The sequence below is a fragment of the Bacillus luti genome (assembly GCF_009739945.1).
GTDB lineage: Bacteria > Bacillota > Bacilli > Bacillales > Bacillaceae_G > Bacillus_A > Bacillus_A luti.
The window spans coordinates 2,372,131-2,390,044 of record NZ_CP040336.1 but is presented as its reverse complement, the minus strand read 5'-3'; the positions used below and the strand labels follow the sequence as shown (position 1 = coordinate 2,390,044).

The window sequence follows — 17,914 nt, the reverse complement described above, 5'->3', positions numbered from 1 at the left end:
ATTCAGAAAGAAACTGGAGGAAATAATATATTATGTCACATCCTATACTAACATCAACATTAATTATCCTTAGAGGAAACTCCGCAAGTGGCAAGACAACAATCGCAAAAGAACTACAAGAACATTTCGGACAAGGTACACTTTTAGTCTCACAAGATGTCGTGCGTAGAGATATGCTTAAAGTACACGACACGATGGGTAATTTATCACATGATTTACTATTTGAAATTACAAAGTACGGAAAAGGAAAATGTAAGTTTGTTATTTTAGAAGGTATTTTAAACAGTCATAGGTATGGTGAAATGCTGAAAGAATTAATACATTATTTTGAAGGAAACGCGTATACATATTACTTTGATTTATCGTTAAAAGAAACGATTCGACGACATAACACAAGAGAAAAGCGGAATGAATTTGGTGAGGATTCCCTACAAAAATGGTATAATCCGCACGATACAATTGAAGTTGCTAGGGAAACTATTTTTACAGATGACTTAACGCAAAAAGATATATTTGATGCGATTCTTAATGATGTCATGGTACGAAAATAAGACCGACAGAATATGTCAGTCTTATTTTCATTATGTTATATTCTAGATTTATTATAGAATCTTCACTTTAACAGTTTGTCTTCCCCAATTCATCGCTTTACTTTTTGAACCCATTAAAACATCAATACGATTGCCTTTAATAGCACTTCCCGTATCACCAGCGATTGCTTCTCCGTAACCTTCTACCCATACTTTAGATCCTAATGGGATTACTTTCGGATCTACTGCGATAATTCTCATATTCGGATTAGACGTTAAATCATGCCCCATCGCAGTTAAAACACGTCCACCATATGTACCATTCTCACTTGGATCAGCCGTATATGCTGTCGCCACCACCGTTAATTCACGTTTAGCAGACTGAGTGTTATTTTTAGACTCTTCTTTTGCTTTTAGTTCTTCTCTTGCTTTTGCTTCTTCCTTAGCCTTTGCTATTTCTCGTGCTTTCGCTTCTTCCTTAGCTTTGGCTATTTCTCTTGCTTTTGCTTCTTCTTTCGCTTTGGATATTTCTTGCGCTTTTGCTTCTTCTTTCGCCTTTGCTATTTCTCGTGCTTTCGCTTCTTCCTTAGCTTTGGCTATTTCTCTTGCTTTTGCTTCTTCTTTCGCTTTGGATATTTCTTGCGCTTTTGCTTCTTCTTTCGCCTTTGCTATTTCTCGTGCTTTTGCTTCTTCCTTAGCTTTGGCTATTTCTTGTGCTTTTGCTTCTTCCTTAGCTTCGGCTATTTCTTGTGCTTTCACTTCTTCCTTAGACTTTGCTACTTCTTGTACTTTCACTTCTTCCTTAGGTTTTACTACTTCTTGTACTTTCACTTCTTCCTTAGGTTTTACTACTTCTTGTACTTTCGCTTCTTCCTTAGACTTTGTTACTTCTTGTACTTTCACTTCTTCCTTAGGTTTAATTGTTTCTTTTGCCTTTGTTTCTTTTGCCTTTGTTACCTTCTGTGTTTTAGCTTCTTCCTTAGCTTTAACCGTTTTTTGTACTTTAGCTACTTGCTTCGTTTTCTCTTCAGCCTTTTTTTCAACTGGTGCTGTACTTGATAAGAAAGAAACATTTGCATAAGCTGTTTTTCCTTTATACTCAAATTTCAGCCATCCATCTTTTACTTGATGCGTTGATTCAATTACATCATCTTTTTTCAATCTGCCAAGAATTTCTGATTCCGTGTTCGATTCAGAACGTACATTTAACAAATCTGCTGTTACATGGTAAATATCTTTAGTAAACTCTGAGCTTACAAATACTTCTTTACCATTCAACTCAATTTTTGACCAGCCATCTTCAGTATTTATGACTTTTAATTCTTCCCCGTTTTTTACTTTTTCGACAACTTTTGATTCCGTAGTCGGTTTTTCACGTACGTTGAGTACATCTGCTATTACGATTGTTTCTGCGGTAGCAGTTGTAGTAAATGCTCCCAATCCGAAAACAGTTGCTGTTGCTGCGCCAATTACTTTTTTCATATTAGCCTCCATTATATTTTTTTGAATTCTATCAAATGCTTTCGTAAAAATAATAAAATTTAATATCATACCAAAACATTTGCAACAGGTATATTAATACGACTTAATATACTGTTATTAAGACTTCTTACTCCAATACTATCAAATTCTTATTTCTAATTCTATATATTATAAGTCTCCTTATCTTCTATAAACGTTTCATGTCCGTCTTCACACTAAATAGTTGTCGCAATTCCTGCCAAAAATAAACTTACAATCGCTAAAAACAAAGTACCTACGATAGCCCCTCTTACATGAAACTTGTAATCTTTATATCCCTTCATACCTTCCGTACTAGGAATAACCACAAATCTCGGGGTAATCCAACAAAAAATAAACCAATCAATTATTAATAAATCTACTAAATTGAAAATCATTAACATGCCAAAAGTATGTAAATAAGCATCCATATACAATAATTTTTCTTGTTGATGCAATATATATGTAGAGATAAAAGGCGTACCAAAGAGAATCGTATAGTATACAACATTAAAGTAAATCGTTTGCCTTTTTTCATTGATTGTTTTCGGAAATACTCTCTTCTGGATGTCTTTCGGATAATCAGTTAACGAAAGACGAGGATTGTAATATAAAGACCCCAAAATCAATACGAATAATACAATAGACATGATGATACCGACATATATCATTTGCTCAAATGAACTCATAATCATCATTCACCCTTTTCTGTAATTACACCATAATACATCCACTTAATTACCAATTGTATGTACTCTATCCACCAAAGATTAACAATTGTCTTTGTTAATCTTTTATAATTGAAATTATGATATATCTTTTCTGAAGAATAATTAAAAATTAGTTTGGAGTAATATTATGAAGAGGCTATATTTCAATAAATTTGAACCAACAGATTTCAACTTATATTTCCAGCTCGTTTCAAACGCAGAAGTCATGGTGCAAATTACAGAGCGTTCTATTCCTTAACCATGTAACGGTAAATGAGGAAAATGCAAAAGAAGCAGAAATTGGATATATGCTGTTGCCGGAGCACTGGGGCAAAGATAAGGAAGTGCAATTGCCAAGAAATTAATGAATATTGCGAAACAGACAGATGTAAACGTACTAAAGGCAATTATTGATCCGAACAATATCCCCTCTCGAAAAATTTTACTAAACATCGGTTTTGCATCTGAAATAGTTTGTGAGATTGATGGATTGCCTGGAGAGATTTTAAGTACATACATATAATTATAGAAAGGCCGTGCTTTATATAAAGCACGGCCTTCTTCTCTAATGGAATAATCCTTTCCCTTTATACATTTACTTATAAAGGGAAGTTTTCTGCTTTTCCACATTAAAAACATGTTATTTTGTGAAAAGGAGAGAAGATTGAAATGAGTAATCAAAAAATTGAACTTACTGGTCGAGGCTACATAACATACCTATACGTATGCGCTCTGGACGTCATAATTATGAGGCGTTATCCGTAAGTAATGCTGGCATTGTAATTGATGTAAGTGAAATGAAACAATTACAAATAGATCACAACGAGGGAACTGTAACAATATGAAATATAACATTTCACTCCTTTACTTCTTTACTTCTTTACTTCTTTACTTCTTTACTTCTTTACTTCTTTTCTTATCTATTAAGACTCTTCTTACATTAAAAATAAATGCGATAAAAAATATAATAGCCCCCATTAAAAATGCTAAATTATAACTACGAATAATACCTTTCTTATATTCCGCCTTTAGTTGCGTGTAAATTTCAAGTGTTCTTATAAGGATATATGAATCAGTAAACTCCCGATATACCTGTTATCAAAGAGAAAAATAGGTTCTGTTGCAATGGATGTGAAGAAATGCATTGTTGCAACAAGTAAATTTACCGACTTTATTATTTTAACAGGGAAGCCCTACTCATCTTAACCAATTAAAGTTGGGGATATTTCAACCTCAATCTACAATTTGAGTTTTGTATGAAATTCATTGAAAACATACAAACAACCATCGTCTCATAGAAAGATGGCTGTTTGTATTTAACACTATTCATTATCTGACATTATGACTGCGTTATTAATAACAGCTAATTGACCTCCCTACTATACAATAGAAAACATCATATACACTCCAACAACGAAGAATACGGCAAGTGTCTTAATTATCGTAATACCAAAAATCTCTTTATAAGCTTCCCGGTGCGTTAATCCTGTAACTGCAAGTAACGTTATAACTGCTCCGTTATGAGGTAAAGTATCCATACCTCCTGCCGCCATAGCAATTACACGATGCAGCACATCTAACGGAATATCAAAGTTCGCTGCCGCTTCAATATATTTTTCTGCCATTAAACCTAATGTAATACTCATTCCACCCGAGCCTGATCCCGTCAGCCCGCACAATATATTCGTCATGACTGCTCCACTAATTAAAGGATTTGAGAAAGTCCCCGTTAAATAGTTTTGAATCATGACAAATCCAGGTAACGCAGCTATAACGGCACCAAATCCATACTCAGCTGCAGTGTTCATAGCTGCTAAGATTGAACCACTCACACCAACGCTTGTAATTGATTGAAAATGTTCTTTTACCGCTTGGAAGTTTAATAATATAGCAGATAATATTCCGATAAGAAGTGCCATTTCCACTGACCAAATCCCCACGACTTGTCCCATATCAATTGTTCCGTACTCCCTCAAACCTATGGATGCAAAATCAAATCCCTTTGTATACCAAACAGGAATGAATTCTGTAAAGACTTTATTCATCACTCCAACCAGTACAAGCGGTAAAAATGCCATCCAGTAACTAGCTGGAATTACATCGCTGGAAGCAATCGGATTTTGCACCAATTGCGCGCTAGTTGTAGCAGCCATCTCAGAAGTAGCACCACCTTTTCCGAAGTACCCCTCTCCCTTAGCAGCTGCCTTCTTCCTACATCTTTCCAAATACAACATGCCACATATAAAGATAAACAGTGCTCCTATAATTCCTAATGTAGGAGCGGCATAAATATCTGTTTTAAAGAACGTAGTTGGAATAACATTTTGGATTTGGGGCGATCCAGGAAGTGAATCCATCGAAAACGTAAATGCGCTGAATGCGATTGTTGCTGGAATGAGACGTTTCGGAATATCCGCCTCGCGAAATAATTGCGCCGCAAATGGATAAATCGCAAATACTGCGACAAATAAACTAACACCACTGTATGTAAGAATCGCTCCCATTAATACAATGGAAAGAATTGCTCTTTTCACTCCTATAAAACGGATAATAATTTTCGCGATTTTTTCTGCTATTCCAGTGATTTCTACCACTTTACCGAATATCGCTCCAAGCAAAAATACAGGAAAATATAATTTTATAAATCCAACCATCTTCGCCATAAAAACATTAGAAAAGAATGGTAAAACATTCGCCGGTTCTGTTAAAAACACAGCGAGCAACGCACATAACGGAGCGAATAAAATGACTGAGAATCCTCGATAAGCCACAAAAATAAGCAAGCCAAGCGATAACAATACAATCAATAAATCCATAACCCCAATCCCCCTCAATAATATGGATTTTTTAACTTTGTGTCCTTTTCTTTTTGTATATATTGTGGTAATGCCTGCCAGAGGCAGGCATTACTTTTTTGCATATTTATAGTTATAGCTTTTTATTTATGCTGAAAGAGTGGTGCCCTCTTTTCTATAAAGGCCTCCACCCCCTCTCTTACATCACTCGTTTGAAACACATGTCCGAAATTTTCAGCTTCTATTTTTAGTCCTTCCTCAAGAGAAGAAGATATTCCCTTATCGATAGATTGCTTCATCAAAGATAATGCAGGAAGGGAAAACCGAGCCATCTTCACAGCTAATTCCTTCGCCTGATTCAGCGCTTTGCCACGCGGAACAACATGATTCACCAAACCAACTCGCCAAGCTACTTCGGCAGTGAGTGGTTCACCAGTAAACATCATTTCTTTCGCACTTGCAGTTCCAATTAATCGTGGTAAACGTTGCGTTCCTCCCGCACCTGGAAATAAACCTAATTTCACTTCCGGAAGCCCGATTTGGGCGTGTTCTTCTATAATCCGTAAATCACACGATAAAGCTAATTCACACCCGCCTCCAAGCGCTAATCCATTAATAGCAGCGATTACAGGCTTCGGCAATCTTTCTATTTTATTTAACGGATGCTGAAGCCACAATGATTTTCCCTCCGCATATTCAATCCCTTTCCCAATCCATTCCGGAAACGATTTTATGTCCCCTCCTGCAACGAAGGCCTTTTCTCCAGCGCCAGTTAGAAGTACAACAATTACTTCATCATCCCGTTCGATTTCATCGACCGCTATCGTCAGTTGCTCTACCACAGCATCGTTTAATACATTCACAGGTGGATTATCAATGATAATCGTCGCGATTCCATTTTCTTTGGACCATGTAACAACCCGCTTATTTTCCAATTCAATCCCTTCTTTCCGATATGTAATGAGGTAAAATTAGCACATCAACTCGTTCTTTTAATTACATAACCGACCTGTTCGCGATCCCAAGCGCTGCCGATTCCTTCCTCCTGCAGCTTGAACTTTTGAATCCGTTCCGTCGCAGTTTTTGGGAAAGTTTCACTGAACTGAACATATCGAGGTACCATAAAATAAGCCATGCGTTCTTGACACCAATCTATAACCTCTTCATGGGACATCGTTTCATCTTTCTTTACAATCACATATAATTTAACATCCTCTTCTCCCACTTCTGACGGGACACCAATGGCCGCGGATTCAAGTACTTTCGGGTGATCATTCACAACTTTTTCGATTTCCCAAGAGGAGATATTTTCTCCACGCCTCCGGATACACTGTTTGATTCTATCGCTAAAATATAAGTAACCTTCCTCATCTAGATAACCGCGATCTCCTGTATGGAACCATCCCTCCTTCATCGCCTCCTCTGTTTTATCAAGCATTTTATAATAACCTTCCATGAATGCTTGTCCCTGTAAGGAACGAATAAAAATCTCTCCAATTTCACCCGTCCGCACTTCATTTCCATCCTCATTAACAATCTTCGTCTCTACGTAAGAATATGGTTTTCCAATAGAAGGTGGCTTATTGGCATGAAGTGGATTCGTTACACAAAAACCCGTCGTTTCCGTTAATCCGTAACCTTCCACAATCCTAACGCCAAATCGCTCCTCAAACGGCTTCCAAAACTCCTTAGGCGTAGCAGCGCAAGCCGTTACCCTTACTAAATTGTCATTATCGTTTTCCTTTTCTGCCTGCTTGCAGAGAATAGGAATCATAGATCCTAAAGAATTAAAAATGGTTGCACCATGACTGCGAATTTCATTCCAAAATCTAGAAGCACTAAACCGTTTACCAAGAGCGATCGTCGCATTGGAAGAAATAGCTCCGAGTACTGTATGAGCCTGAGCGTTTATATGAAATAACGGAAGCGCTGTAAATAAAACATCTTTTGAACTTGCGCCAACCATATAGTTGGCAAATGACTGCGCAGAATTTACATAAGCAGAATGACTTAACATGACCCCTTTAGGTAAACCAGTCGTTCCAGAGGTATAAAGGATACTGTTAATAGAAGTGGAGGAAACAAATTCAGTTGGAAGATGATGATTATTTGTATGTAGTACATCTTTCAATTCGATTACTAACCGCTCTTTACCATCGTCCGTAATGACTACGCTTTCATTTTTTCCGTAAGCAACAATTTGAATGTCCCTATGTATAACTGTCAAACAAGAGGAAATTTGAGGAACAAATTCTTTATCAACGATAATTAACTTACAATCGGAGTGAGATACAATATACTGCAAACCTTCTCCTTTTAAATGTACATTCAGAGGCACTGCAATTGCTCCCATAAAAGATAAAGCAAACCATACATCCAGATATTCAGGAGTGTTATGAAGCATAATACAAACCTTGTCTCCTTTTTGAATACCGAGCTCACAAAAACCCGCTATGGCTCTTGTAATTCGATGATAAAGTTCCTCATATGTAACCCTTTGTTCTTCAAATTGTAAATACACTTTACTTGGTGTTTTTTCAATACTTTGCATAATAAAATGCGGTAAGCTATGATTTTCCAACATTGCATTCCATCCCCTTCCTGCTAAAACCTTTTTTATTTATTTATATAGCAAGAAACATGCCAAAAATCGACTCATTCTCTATTCCCTTATTCCTCCGTAATCTCCCTTACTTTTCTAACCTCACATGTCGCATTTGCGCTACAAACATTAGCAACCATGTCGTATCTATAAGAAAATGTCGCAAAAAAGAGACAGTGTTTATTACCACAAACAAAAAAAGGGCCTGTTTGCCCTTTACATTCCTTTATGACATTTCGTATTTTTCTATTTTTCGATATAAGCTGGCCCGATGAATTCCTAAAAGCTCAGCTGCCTCTTTTACATTTCCAACTGTTTTTTCCAAAGCTCTCGTAATCGCACGTTTTTCAGCAGACTCTACTTCTGCCTGCAGTAAATAACTCATCTCATGCTTCTCCTGGTCCAACGTAAATATTTCATGGTATAACGTTTCTTCCAAATCTTTTTTCCTTAAATAGGCAGGAAGATGATGTACTTGAATAATCATTCCTTCTATAACATTCATCGCTCGTTCTAACACATTCTCTAGCTCCCTAATATTCCCTGGCCAATCATGCTCCATGAATATATCTCTAACCCTCTCATCCAATGAAATAACATTACTACCTAGCTCACCATTCAATTTCTTAATTAAAAATTCCGTTATATGTATCATATCTTCTTTTCTCTCTCGTAACGGAGGAATGTCAATCTCAAACACATTCAACCTATAATATAAATCCTCCCTGAACTCCCCTCTTTGCACCATTTCACGGAGATTTCGATGTGTTGCCGCAATGAAACGAACATCAATCTTTTGAATTTTCGTACCGCCAATTCTTTCAATCTCTTTCTCTTGTAATACACGAAGCAACTTCACCTGCATGTCCAAAGACATATCACCAATTTCATCTAAAAACAAAGTTCCCTTATCGGCTAACTCAATCTTCCCAGGCTTACCACCTTTTTTCGCTCCTGTAAAAGCCCCTTCTTCGTATCCGAACAATTCAGCCTCCAAAAGTTCTCTCGGAATCGCAGCACAATTCAAACGAATAAATGTGCCACTAGCACGCGGACTTGCACGGTGTACTGCATGGGCAAAGAGTTCCTTTCCAGTACCACTCTCTCCCCTCATCAAAACAGTAGACCGACTTTTAGAAACCTTTAAAGCCATCGTTTTGACTTCTTTCATTTTTACACTTTCTCCTATAATACTTTGAAAAGACAGCCTTCCTTCTTGCAGCCGCTGTAATTCAGTTTGATAGTAAGATAACTTTGATTCCATCTCACTAATTTGATCTCCTAAAGCTTTAAACTGTTGTATATCATGAAACATAATTTTACCAATTGCTCCAATAATCTTTCCTTCCTTAATGATAGGTATGCGCGTTGCGATTATATTCCGATTACTTATACGCTGGATATGCCCAATTTCCATCTGCCCCGTCTTTACAATAATATGCATCCTCGTATTCTCAACAACCTCTGTACAATGCTTTCCAATCGCTTCCTTCGGATCATCAATTCCTAAAAATTGTGCATACGATCCACTTAAAAAATTGACAATCCCTTGTTCATTTACCCCTAGAATGCACTCAGACAGTAAATTTAAGGCACTTTCATATCGACTTATGATACTTTCCAAAGACTGTATACTTTTACCCTTTCTTTCCATAATAGCAATTGATCCGTCTTCTGCCCCATCCTGATATACACAGGATTCATTCACAATTAAAACTTCGTTACCACTCTTACATTCATACCTGTACAAACTATCATTTTGATTCACTACTAGCTTTTTACGTTCAGGAATAATCGTTGATATATGCTCACCTATTATTTCATTTTCTTTTTTATGTAACATGCTACAGAATAGTTTGTTACTATATATGATAATTCCATCACGTCTTATAACAGCAATTCCGTTATTCATTACCTGAAGAGCCTGACTAGTTACCTGCAATTTCATTCGTTCGGTCATATGCATTTGAAAGCCCCCCTATCCAATTGCGCTCTTTTTCGCATGTATTATATATTCATTTTTAATATTTACTTTCCTTTGGTTTTTCCGTTTGAAGTTATAATTTCTTGAATTAATAAAATAGCTAATTCACCGGTGGGTTCTTTTTTGATACTAAGAAGTGTTTAATAAAAAGAAAAAACAGTTGACTAATTGCCTTCCATCAACTGTTTTCATTACGAATAATGGTGATAATAACCATTATTATCACGTTTACTTTAGCATAAAGTCCTATTCCCAAGCCTCCAGCTAAACCATCTACCATGCCCTTCTGTTTCTCCAACCGTTTCACGATATTCGTTTCCGTTAATATAATAATCAATATGAAGATCCCGGTCCCACATGTTGTTATATAGGTGGAATACATCACGTTCCCCGCCGATTTCTTGCACTTGTTTTTCTAACTTACGCTTTTCTTGTTCAGGTATTTGGTTTGCGACGTGTGTATGGAAAATACAAATTACAGCATCTCCACTTATTCGTTCAATAATAGATGGCAATAACTCTACACCGTCTCCTTCTATTAGTTGAACAGATTCATTTTTTACTAAAGATGCTGCTTGGTCAAACAGTTCAAGCCTTTCTTTATGTTCTGGCCAAATTAGGGCACGTAGCCATAAATAATCTTCGTCACTATGTAAATCATTTACATGTAAATCTAGTCCGATTCTTTCTGCGACAGGTGGACTTTCTTTTAATAAATGAGGCACATTCTCCCCTCTTATTTCAGAAGTTAAATGTACATTCGAGTTTATATTTCCGTATATTTCATCTGTTCCGTACGAATAGCTATATTGATCCCAGAATAGTTGTAATCCAGAACTTGTCCCAATTTCAATTAACGCTAAAGGTTTGTTCACTTTATTAAATATATAGCTGAAACTTGGATATAAATATGCACATCGTCTTACTTCATTTGTTTGAACGAGTTTCGTTTGTAATAAAGTAATGATTTCCTCTCGGTACATTTTACAGAAATCTTTAAAATGATCAAAAGCTTGATCTAAATTTATATTAGCATTTTCAACTAGGCTACTATAATACGTTTTCAAATAATGTTCTTTCCCTGCTAGTAATAAATAATGTACTGCGCCTAATAATAAGTTTGGAACTGGTTGGCCTATTTGAGCGTAGGAAGATAGTGTAAGCACTTCATCATCTTCAGCAATTTTTATAGATAAGTATTCATACAAGTCACTTGACCCTTTACATTCCTTTATTGAAAAATTTCGAAATAAGTTTGCGATTTGTTCTTGTGTACGCATTGGTATCCCCCTTTTTATTTTTTGAATAATCTTACCATTTACAGGAATAAAATTCTATAAAAAGGGATCCTTCCAAACCACTTAGGGGGATGTAAGCTTTTTCGAGATAATTTCAAACCGTAATTTTTATCTATTCATTAACTGAAAAGTGCTTGTTAAATAAGAATTTTAGCAAATATAACGTTAAATAGTTTAAAATTATCAGATAACACTAGATATTTTAGTCTATTAATTATTATAATAGAGTATGAGATGGTTATATAATTGAGACAAAAAAGGTATACACCTAGGTGGGGCCTAGGCGGTGTTTTCAATTTTACGGCTTAGATATAGTAAACACCTACTCTTTTTTGCCAATATAGGGGATGGAGAGATTATCATGAGCAACATGCAGCAAAAAACAGACGTTATCTTAATCGGTGCAGGAATTATGAGTGCAACGTTAGGCTCATTGCTGAAAGAATTAGCACCAGAATGGGAAATTAAAGTTTTTGAAAAACTCGCAAGTGCCGGGGAAGAAAGCTCTAACGAATGGAATAATGCAGGTACGGGGCATTCTGCGCTATGCGAGCTTAACTATACTTCCGAAAAATCTGACGGATCTATAGATATTAGTAAGGCTGTAAAAGTGAATGAGCAGTTCCAGCTTTCAAGACAATTTTGGGCATATCTTGTAAAACGAAATTTAATTCGTAATCCACAAGATTTTATTATGCCACTACCCCATATGAGTTTAGTACAAGGGGAAAAAAATGTAGAGTTTCTAAAAAATCGTTTTGAAGCGCTTTCAAAAAATCCGTTATTCCAAGGAATGGAATATTCTGATGCTCCTGAAACATTACAAAAATGGCTTCCACTCATTATGGATGGCCGTGCATCTAGTGAAGCGATGGCTGCAACAAAAATTGATTCTGGAACAGACGTTAACTTCGGTGCGTTAACGCGCATGTTGTTTGATTACTTAAAAACTAAAAATGTCGAGCTAAACTACAAACATAGTGTTGAAAATATTAAACGCACAAAGAACGGTTTGTGGGATGTAAAAGTACATGATATGAATAGTGGAAAAATCGAGCATCATACTGCAAAATTCGTCTTTATTGGAGGCGGTGGTGGTAGTCTACCTCTACTACAAAAGACGGGTATTCCCGAATCAAAACATATCGGTGGATTCCCAGTAAGTGGACTATTTATGGTATGTAAAAATCAAAAGGTTGTTGAGCAACATCATGCAAAAGTATACGGTAAAGCTAAAGTTGGCGCTCCGCCAATGTCTGTTCCTCATCTGGATACGAGATATATAGACAATAAAAAAGCTTTACTGTTTGGACCGTTTGCAGGGTTCTCACCTAAATTCTTAAAAACTGGTTCAAACCTTGATTTAATCGGCTCTGTAAAACCAAATAACGTCTTAACGATGTTAGCAGCTGGTGTAAAAGAAATGGGACTAACAAAATACTTAATCCAACAAGTTATGCTGTCACATGAAAAACGTATGGAAGAATTACGTGAATTCATTCCGAATGCGAAAAGTGAAGATTGGGATATTGTAGTTGCTGGCCAACGTGTGCAAGTAATTAAAGATACTGATGCTGGCGGTAAAGGCACGCTTCAATTCGGTACAGAAGTTGTCAGTGCTGCTGACGGCTCCATTGCTGCGTTACTTGGCGCTTCTCCAGGTGCATCTACTGCTGTTCACGTCATGCTTGAAGTATTAGAAAAATGTTTCCCAGGCCGTATGCTCGAATGGGAGTCAAAAATAAAAGAGATGATCCCTTCTTATGGCATTTCACTCACTGAAAATCCGAAGCTATTCCAAGATTTACACGCTTCCACAGGACGTACACTTGGATTAAACGAAAAAGAAACGGTTCATAATTAATAAAGAAATAAAAACGTCCGATATATTCGGACGTTTTTTCGTTACTAGAAATTATACTTATCAATATTATCTTTCGTAAATACAACTCGTTCTGGCAATACGATAATTCCGTTTCCTTCTGCCTCGTAATCATATCCTTGAATTGAATTAGGCTCTACTTTCACTTTTCCGATACCTTTTACTTCGAAGCTATCCCCTACTTTTAACTTCTTCCCTTTTACAACAATTTCATTTGCAACATACGTTGCGAGAGCGCCTTGTTGTTTTACATCCCATAATCCAAATTGCTGTACTGTCCCTCGTTTTACGTAATCACGCATGACGTTTGGTGTAGAGAATCCAGTTACGGCAACTTTTTTATCCATTTTTAAGTTTTCAGCTGCTTGCGCCATTGCTGGAAGTGCTGTTGCATCTGGACAAATGACTGCGTTAATATCAGGATACGTTTTTAGTATGTTCTCCCCTACTGATAATGATTTTTGCGCATTATTTTCACCATACTGCGTCGTTACAATTTCCCAGTTCGGATATTTCTTTTTAATAATTTCTTTTGCTTTCGTTACCCATTGATTTTGATCTGTTACTGTTGGACTAGAATAAAAGAATGCTACTTTTCCTTTATCTCCAATTTGCTTTGAAGTCATCTCAATTAATAAGTTTGCAAGTTGATCTGGGATGCCCTGACTTATATAAAATGAACGATCTTTCGGATTCACATCAGAATCCCACGTTAACACCGTCATCCCTTTTTTCTTTGCACGTTGCAGTGATTGCGATAGTCCATCCACTGACGTAGATGAAACCATAATCGCATCATAGTTTTGATTAATAAAATTATTTATATATTTTACTTGCCCTGAAACACTTGCTTCAGACGGTCCATCATACTTCACTTGTACGCCTAACTTATCCCCCATCTCTTTTGCTCCTTCACCGCCCGATGTGAAGAAACCAACTCCTGTTAATTTCGGGATAAATGCAAATTTTACATCATCAGCTTTTTTCTTATCTGCCGTTTGACTAGAGCAAGCAATTAAACCGATTAAACAAATACATACAATCAATACAATCCCCAGTTTTCTCTTCATGACATTTCCCCCTTATGCAAATTCCTTCTTTTCCCCATTGTGAATAGATGTAATTTGAAATGTCTCATAATAACTGAAAGAATAAGGATAATACCAATTACTACATTTGATTGTTCATTTGTTAAACCTGTCATTTGTAGACCATACTGCATAATTCCAATGAAAATACTAGCAAGTACAGTACCAAAAATACTACCTTTTCCACCTGTAATTAGTGTTCCGCCTAATACGACTGCTGTAATGATTGGTAAAATCGTTTCACTTCCAATATCAGCACGGGCGGAACCGAAATATGCAGTTAAGAAAGTTCCCCCTAATCCACCTCCTAACCCAGAAAGTATGTAAGCAATGATAACTACTTTTTTCGTTTTGATCCCAGTGTATTTCGCTGCATTTTCATTCGCCCCTGTTAGTTTAACGTGGAGCCCATATATCGTTCTGTGAAACAATGTAGTACATATCAATGTTAATACGATAAGTAACCATAATAAGTTAGGTATTCCTATAAAATTTCCATTTGCCAGTTGTACAAAAATATCAGGTAAACCACTAATTCCTTCGTATCCAGAAGCACCCGCTCCTCCTGAAATTACGAGTGCAATCCCTCCGTATAAAAACATCGTTCCGAGTGTAACGACGAGTGGTTCTACATCTGTCATTTTTATAATGAGTCCGTTTAAAGCGCCTGCGATGCAACTAATTATTAGGGCAATTATGACAGCAAACAAAATAGGTGTTCCGTTCATCCAAAGTACACCAATCAAGATCGAAGTGAGTCCCATTATTGAGCCGACCGATACATCAATTCCTCCTGTTACAATAACGAAAGTCATTGGTATCGCCGCGATTGCGATAAATAGAAAATCATTCGTACTAAAAAGGAGATTACTAACGTTTAAGAAATCACTATTTAGAAAACTAAAGAGAATGAATTCTATAAGAAGCAATACGATTAGAACACCTTCCCATCTGTAAAAATACTTCATAGATTCATCCTCCTTTCTGATTTCCACTTTTTCATAACACTATCCAATATGATGATAAGTAATAATAGAAAACCTGAAATAGCATTATTCCAAAATGCCGGTATCTTTAAAAAGACGAGTGAACTGCTTATTGTTTCTAAAAATAATGCTCCTAATGCGGCTCCAAGTATAGATCCTGTTCCTCCTTTTAAATGAATTCCTCCTAGTACAGCGGCGGCGATTACTTGTAATTCTAATCCTGTACCTGTTTGATTTGGAACGAACCCGATATTCATAACAAATATGCAACCAGCAATCCCCGCACTTATACCTGATATAATAAACGCATTTATCTTCACTTTATCTATAGGTATCCCAATGAGTCTCGCACCGTCTTCATTATCACCAACTGCGTAGAAGTATCTTCCGTACGGCACTTTCATTAAAAAGAAATACAGTAGTAATAAAATAATAAGAACACTCCATACGGTGATTGGCAAACCAAGTATAACGAGTGATGACAGCTGCTTAAAATCATTTGGAATATCTTCAATCCACTTTCCTCCTGTAAAAATTAACATCGCACCTCTAATGACCCCTAGCATACCTAACGTCATAATAATGGCCGGTACCCGAAACTTTGCAACGCCAATCCCGTTTATGAAACCGATAATCGAGCCTAGTAAAATAGCGGCAAGTATAGACAAAAATGCACTATATTCATTCGTTAACATCATTCCGCAAACCGCCGCGCTTATTCCCATTATCGAGCCAACTGATACGTCTATATTTTTCGTAAATAAGACGAAAGATTGGCCAATTGCTAAAACGACTAAAATAACACTTGATTTCATTACTAAAGATAATGAGTTAAACTGAACAAAACTAGGATTTATCATTCCAACTACAGCTATATAAATTAGTAATAACAGTATGATAGATGTTTCGTGCATTTTAAATAAACGTTTCATTCTGTTACACCTCCGTATGCAAGGCGTGTAACCTCATCCACACTTATTTCTTCTTTCTCCAAATGTGAAACAAATTGTCCATTTCGCATCACATATACACGGTTTGCTAATTGAACAATTTCCTCTACATCCGAAGAGATTAATACTATGGCGAGTCCTTCACTCTTCATTTCTTCTATCGTCTCATACACTTCAAGCCTTGCTTTCGCATCAATTCCGCGTGTTGGTTCATCTAGAATAATGATTTTCGGATTACATGCGAGATATTTCGCAAGCACGACTTTTTGCTGATTACCTCCTGATAAAGATGCAAGTTCTTCATTCGTATTCGGTACAACAATTCGGAACTGCTCTATAAACGATTTGACTAAAGCGCTTTCTTTTTCTCGATTAATAAAAAAGCGATTATTTTGCTGTAAACATGCTGCTGTCATATTTTCTTTCACAGATGCGATTGAAAAAATCCCATTTCTCGCCCGATCCTCTGGCACGTAAACTAGTCCTTCACTTAGCCTTTTATGTAAAGAACATGTATCGATTGATTTTCCTTTTAATAAAATTGAACCTGATTGTATAGCTTTCAATCCAAATATCACTTCTGCCAATTCTGTTCTACCTGATCCAACAATGCCAGCAATACCTACAATTTCTCCAGCATGTACAGTTAGTGATATATTTTCGAATGCGTGACCACTCACATTAATCACTTCTAATATTTTTTTCGTCCTTTCTGTCTCGTGAACTACTTCTTTTTTCTCTTTCTGCTTATACCCTTTTGGTAATAGTCCCTCCATCAATATGTCATATGTATAATCACATACATCCCCTTGGTTTGTAATCATTCCATCACGTAATATCGCTACTTTATTAGCAATTTCAAAGATTTCTGGAAAGCGATGCGTAATGTATATCATTCCAATTCCTTTTTCTTGTAAACTTTTCAGCAACACAAAAAGACTCTTCATTTCGTGAGTTGTTAATGTCGATGTTGGCTCATCTAAAATAAGAATCTCGGCTTCTCTTATTAATCCTCTAACGATTTCTACTAATTGTTGCTGTGCAATGGATAGCGATCCTCCTAGCTCCTTCAGGTTAATATCCCAACCTAAACTGTCAAGTAATTGCTGAACTTTTACCTTTAGTTTCTTTCTATTCTCCTTTAGACCGATACATATATTTTCTTCAATGGTCATATGCGAAAAAATGAGAGGTTCTTGTGGTATTAAGTAAATCCCTTTACTATGTGCTTCTTTTGGATTTGTAAACTGTTGTCTCATACCTTTTACATACATTTCTCCACTATCATACGAATATAACCCCGTTAATATTTTCATTAATGTTGATTTTCCAGCACCATTACCTCCAACTAAAGCGTATATATCACCACGCTCTACTTGTAAGTTCACTTCTTTAAGTACAAGCTGATTTGAAAACGCCTTACTCATTTTTTTCACTTGTAATAAGGGCACGTTCTCCACATGATGTCACCTGCCTTTATCCAGGACATTTTTTTAGAAAATGATTATTTGTTCTACTTGTTTTGTAGCATTGTATATTCCTTTTTTCATATCTAGAACACTTTTTTCACCATACTATTAATCGTTTCA

General features: G+C 36.3%; 13 protein-coding genes and 2 pseudogenes. 4 read left to right on the top strand and 11 right to left on the bottom strand.

Features of this window, described 5'->3' with window-relative positions:
* Positions 1–32: 32 nt before the first annotated feature.
* Complete coding sequence (locus EUC40_RS12155; RefSeq protein ID WP_156575393.1) at positions 33–551, top strand: kinase; 519 nt, start codon at positions 33–35, stop codon at positions 549–551.
* Between the two features lie 51 nt (positions 552–602).
* Here EUC40_RS12155 and entB read toward each other — a convergent pair whose 3' ends face one another.
* Positions 603–2,012, bottom strand: a complete 1,410-nt coding sequence (gene entB, locus EUC40_RS12150; RefSeq protein WP_156575391.1) for a cell wall-binding protein EntB — start codon at positions 2,010–2,012, stop codon at positions 603–605.
* A gap of 215 nt (positions 2,013–2,227) precedes the next feature.
* The gene (locus EUC40_RS12145) at positions 2,228–2,719 is read right to left on the bottom strand and encodes a nitroreductase (protein WP_156575389.1); all 492 of its coding nucleotides are present in this window, start codon (positions 2,717–2,719) and stop codon (positions 2,228–2,230) included.
* Between the two features lie 169 nt (positions 2,720–2,888).
* Here EUC40_RS12145 and EUC40_RS12140 point away from each other — a divergent pair.
* Together EUC40_RS12140 and EUC40_RS12135 are read left to right on the top strand one after the other, a co-directional pair.
* Positions 2,889–3,263 (top strand): annotated as a pseudogene (locus tag EUC40_RS12140) (GNAT family N-acetyltransferase).
* Between the two features lie 172 nt (positions 3,264–3,435).
* Positions 3,436–3,582 (top strand): annotated as a pseudogene (locus EUC40_RS12135) (FAD-binding protein); the annotation flags it as partial.
* 537 nt (positions 3,583–4,119) lie between these two features.
* Here the strand turns inward: EUC40_RS12135 and EUC40_RS12130 are convergent.
* The 5 genes from EUC40_RS12130 to EUC40_RS12110 form a co-directional block, all read right to left on the bottom strand.
* Positions 4,120–5,556 (bottom strand): GntP family permease, encoded by a 1,437-nt coding sequence (locus tag EUC40_RS12130; RefSeq protein ID WP_149175685.1) that lies wholly within the window; start codon positions 5,554–5,556, stop codon positions 4,120–4,122.
* A 122-nt stretch (positions 5,557–5,678) separates the two neighbouring features.
* Positions 5,679–6,470 carry an enoyl-CoA hydratase gene (locus EUC40_RS12125; RefSeq protein ID WP_156575387.1) on the bottom strand — a complete coding sequence of 264 codons (792 nt, stop codon included), beginning with the start codon at positions 6,468–6,470 and terminating at the stop codon, positions 5,679–5,681.
* 44 nt (positions 6,471–6,514) lie between these two features.
* The gene (locus tag EUC40_RS12120) at positions 6,515–8,119 is read right to left on the bottom strand and encodes an ATP-dependent acyl-CoA ligase (protein WP_156575384.1); all 1,605 of its coding nucleotides are present in this window, start codon (positions 8,117–8,119) and stop codon (positions 6,515–6,517) included.
* Positions 8,120–8,363: 244 nt separating this feature from the next.
* Entirely contained in the window at positions 8,364–10,103 is a 1,740-nt protein-coding gene (locus EUC40_RS12115) for a sigma 54-interacting transcriptional regulator (RefSeq protein ID WP_156575382.1), read from the bottom strand.
* Between the two features lie 251 nt (positions 10,104–10,354).
* A complete protein-coding gene (locus tag EUC40_RS12110) occupies positions 10,355–11,401 on the bottom strand; it encodes a DUF2332 domain-containing protein (RefSeq protein WP_156575380.1) in 1,047 nt (348 codons plus the stop codon).
* Positions 11,402–11,780: 379 nt separating this feature from the next.
* Between EUC40_RS12110 and EUC40_RS12105 the strand changes: the two genes are divergently transcribed.
* On the top strand, positions 11,781–13,283 hold the full coding sequence (locus EUC40_RS12105) for a malate:quinone oxidoreductase (protein WP_156575378.1): 1,503 nt from the start codon (positions 11,781–11,783) through the stop codon (positions 13,281–13,283).
* A 44-nt stretch (positions 13,284–13,327) separates the two neighbouring features.
* On the opposite strand, the gene lsrB is transcribed toward EUC40_RS12105, so the two are convergent.
* Genes lsrB through EUC40_RS12085 form a run of 4 tightly spaced genes read right to left on the bottom strand, consistent with a single transcriptional unit; the run spans position 13,328 to position 17,785 of the window.
* Entirely contained in the window at positions 13,328–14,371 is a 1,044-nt protein-coding gene (gene lsrB / locus EUC40_RS12100) for an autoinducer 2 ABC transporter substrate-binding protein LsrB (RefSeq protein ID WP_156575376.1), read from the bottom strand.
* On the bottom strand, positions 14,368–15,357 hold the full coding sequence (locus EUC40_RS12095) for an ABC transporter permease (RefSeq protein WP_156575374.1): 990 nt from the start codon (positions 15,355–15,357) through the stop codon (positions 14,368–14,370). The genes lsrB and EUC40_RS12095 overlap by 4 nt, the downstream gene beginning before the upstream one ends.
* The gene (locus EUC40_RS12090) at positions 15,354–16,307 is read right to left on the bottom strand and encodes an ABC transporter permease subunit (RefSeq protein WP_156575372.1); all 954 of its coding nucleotides are present in this window, start codon (positions 16,305–16,307) and stop codon (positions 15,354–15,356) included. The genes EUC40_RS12095 and EUC40_RS12090 overlap by 4 nt, the downstream gene beginning before the upstream one ends.
* Positions 16,304–17,785 (bottom strand): sugar ABC transporter ATP-binding protein, encoded by a 1,482-nt coding sequence (locus EUC40_RS12085; RefSeq protein WP_156575370.1) that lies wholly within the window; start codon positions 17,783–17,785, stop codon positions 16,304–16,306. The genes EUC40_RS12090 and EUC40_RS12085 overlap by 4 nt, the downstream gene beginning before the upstream one ends.
* Positions 17,786–17,914: the final 129 nt, after the last annotated feature.

What these genes read in the sequence shown, in the direction of transcription:
- entB (WP_156575391.1), bottom strand. Translation starts at nt 2,012, where the DNA reads ATGAAAAAAGTAATTGGCGCAGCAACAGCAACTGTTTTCGGATTGGGA.
- EUC40_RS12120 (WP_156575384.1), bottom strand. Translation starts at nt 8,119, where the DNA reads ATGTTGGAAAATCATAGCTTACCGCATTTTATTATGCAAAGTATTGAA.
- EUC40_RS12110 (WP_156575380.1), bottom strand. Translation starts at nt 11,401, where the DNA reads ATGCGTACACAAGAACAAATCGCAAACTTATTTCGAAATTTTTCAATA.
- EUC40_RS12155 (WP_156575393.1), top strand. Translation starts at nt 33, where the DNA reads ATGTCACATCCTATACTAACATCAACATTAATTATCCTTAGAGGAAAC.
- EUC40_RS12090 (WP_156575372.1), bottom strand. Translation starts at nt 16,307, where the DNA reads ATGAAACGTTTATTTAAAATGCACGAAACATCTATCATACTGTTATTA.
- lsrB (WP_156575376.1), bottom strand. Translation starts at nt 14,371, where the DNA reads ATGAAGAGAAAACTGGGGATTGTATTGATTGTATGTATTTGTTTAATC.
- EUC40_RS12105 (WP_156575378.1), top strand. Translation starts at nt 11,781, where the DNA reads ATGAGCAACATGCAGCAAAAAACAGACGTTATCTTAATCGGTGCAGGA.
- EUC40_RS12145 (WP_156575389.1), bottom strand. Translation starts at nt 2,719, where the DNA reads ATGAGTTCATTTGAGCAAATGATATATGTCGGTATCATCATGTCTATT.
- EUC40_RS12095 (WP_156575374.1), bottom strand. Translation starts at nt 15,357, where the DNA reads ATGAAGTATTTTTACAGATGGGAAGGTGTTCTAATCGTATTGCTTCTT.
- EUC40_RS12115 (WP_156575382.1), bottom strand. Translation starts at nt 10,103, where the DNA reads ATGCATATGACCGAACGAATGAAATTGCAGGTAACTAGTCAGGCTCTT.
- EUC40_RS12130 (WP_149175685.1), bottom strand. Translation starts at nt 5,556, where the DNA reads ATGGATTTATTGATTGTATTGTTATCGCTTGGCTTGCTTATTTTTGTG.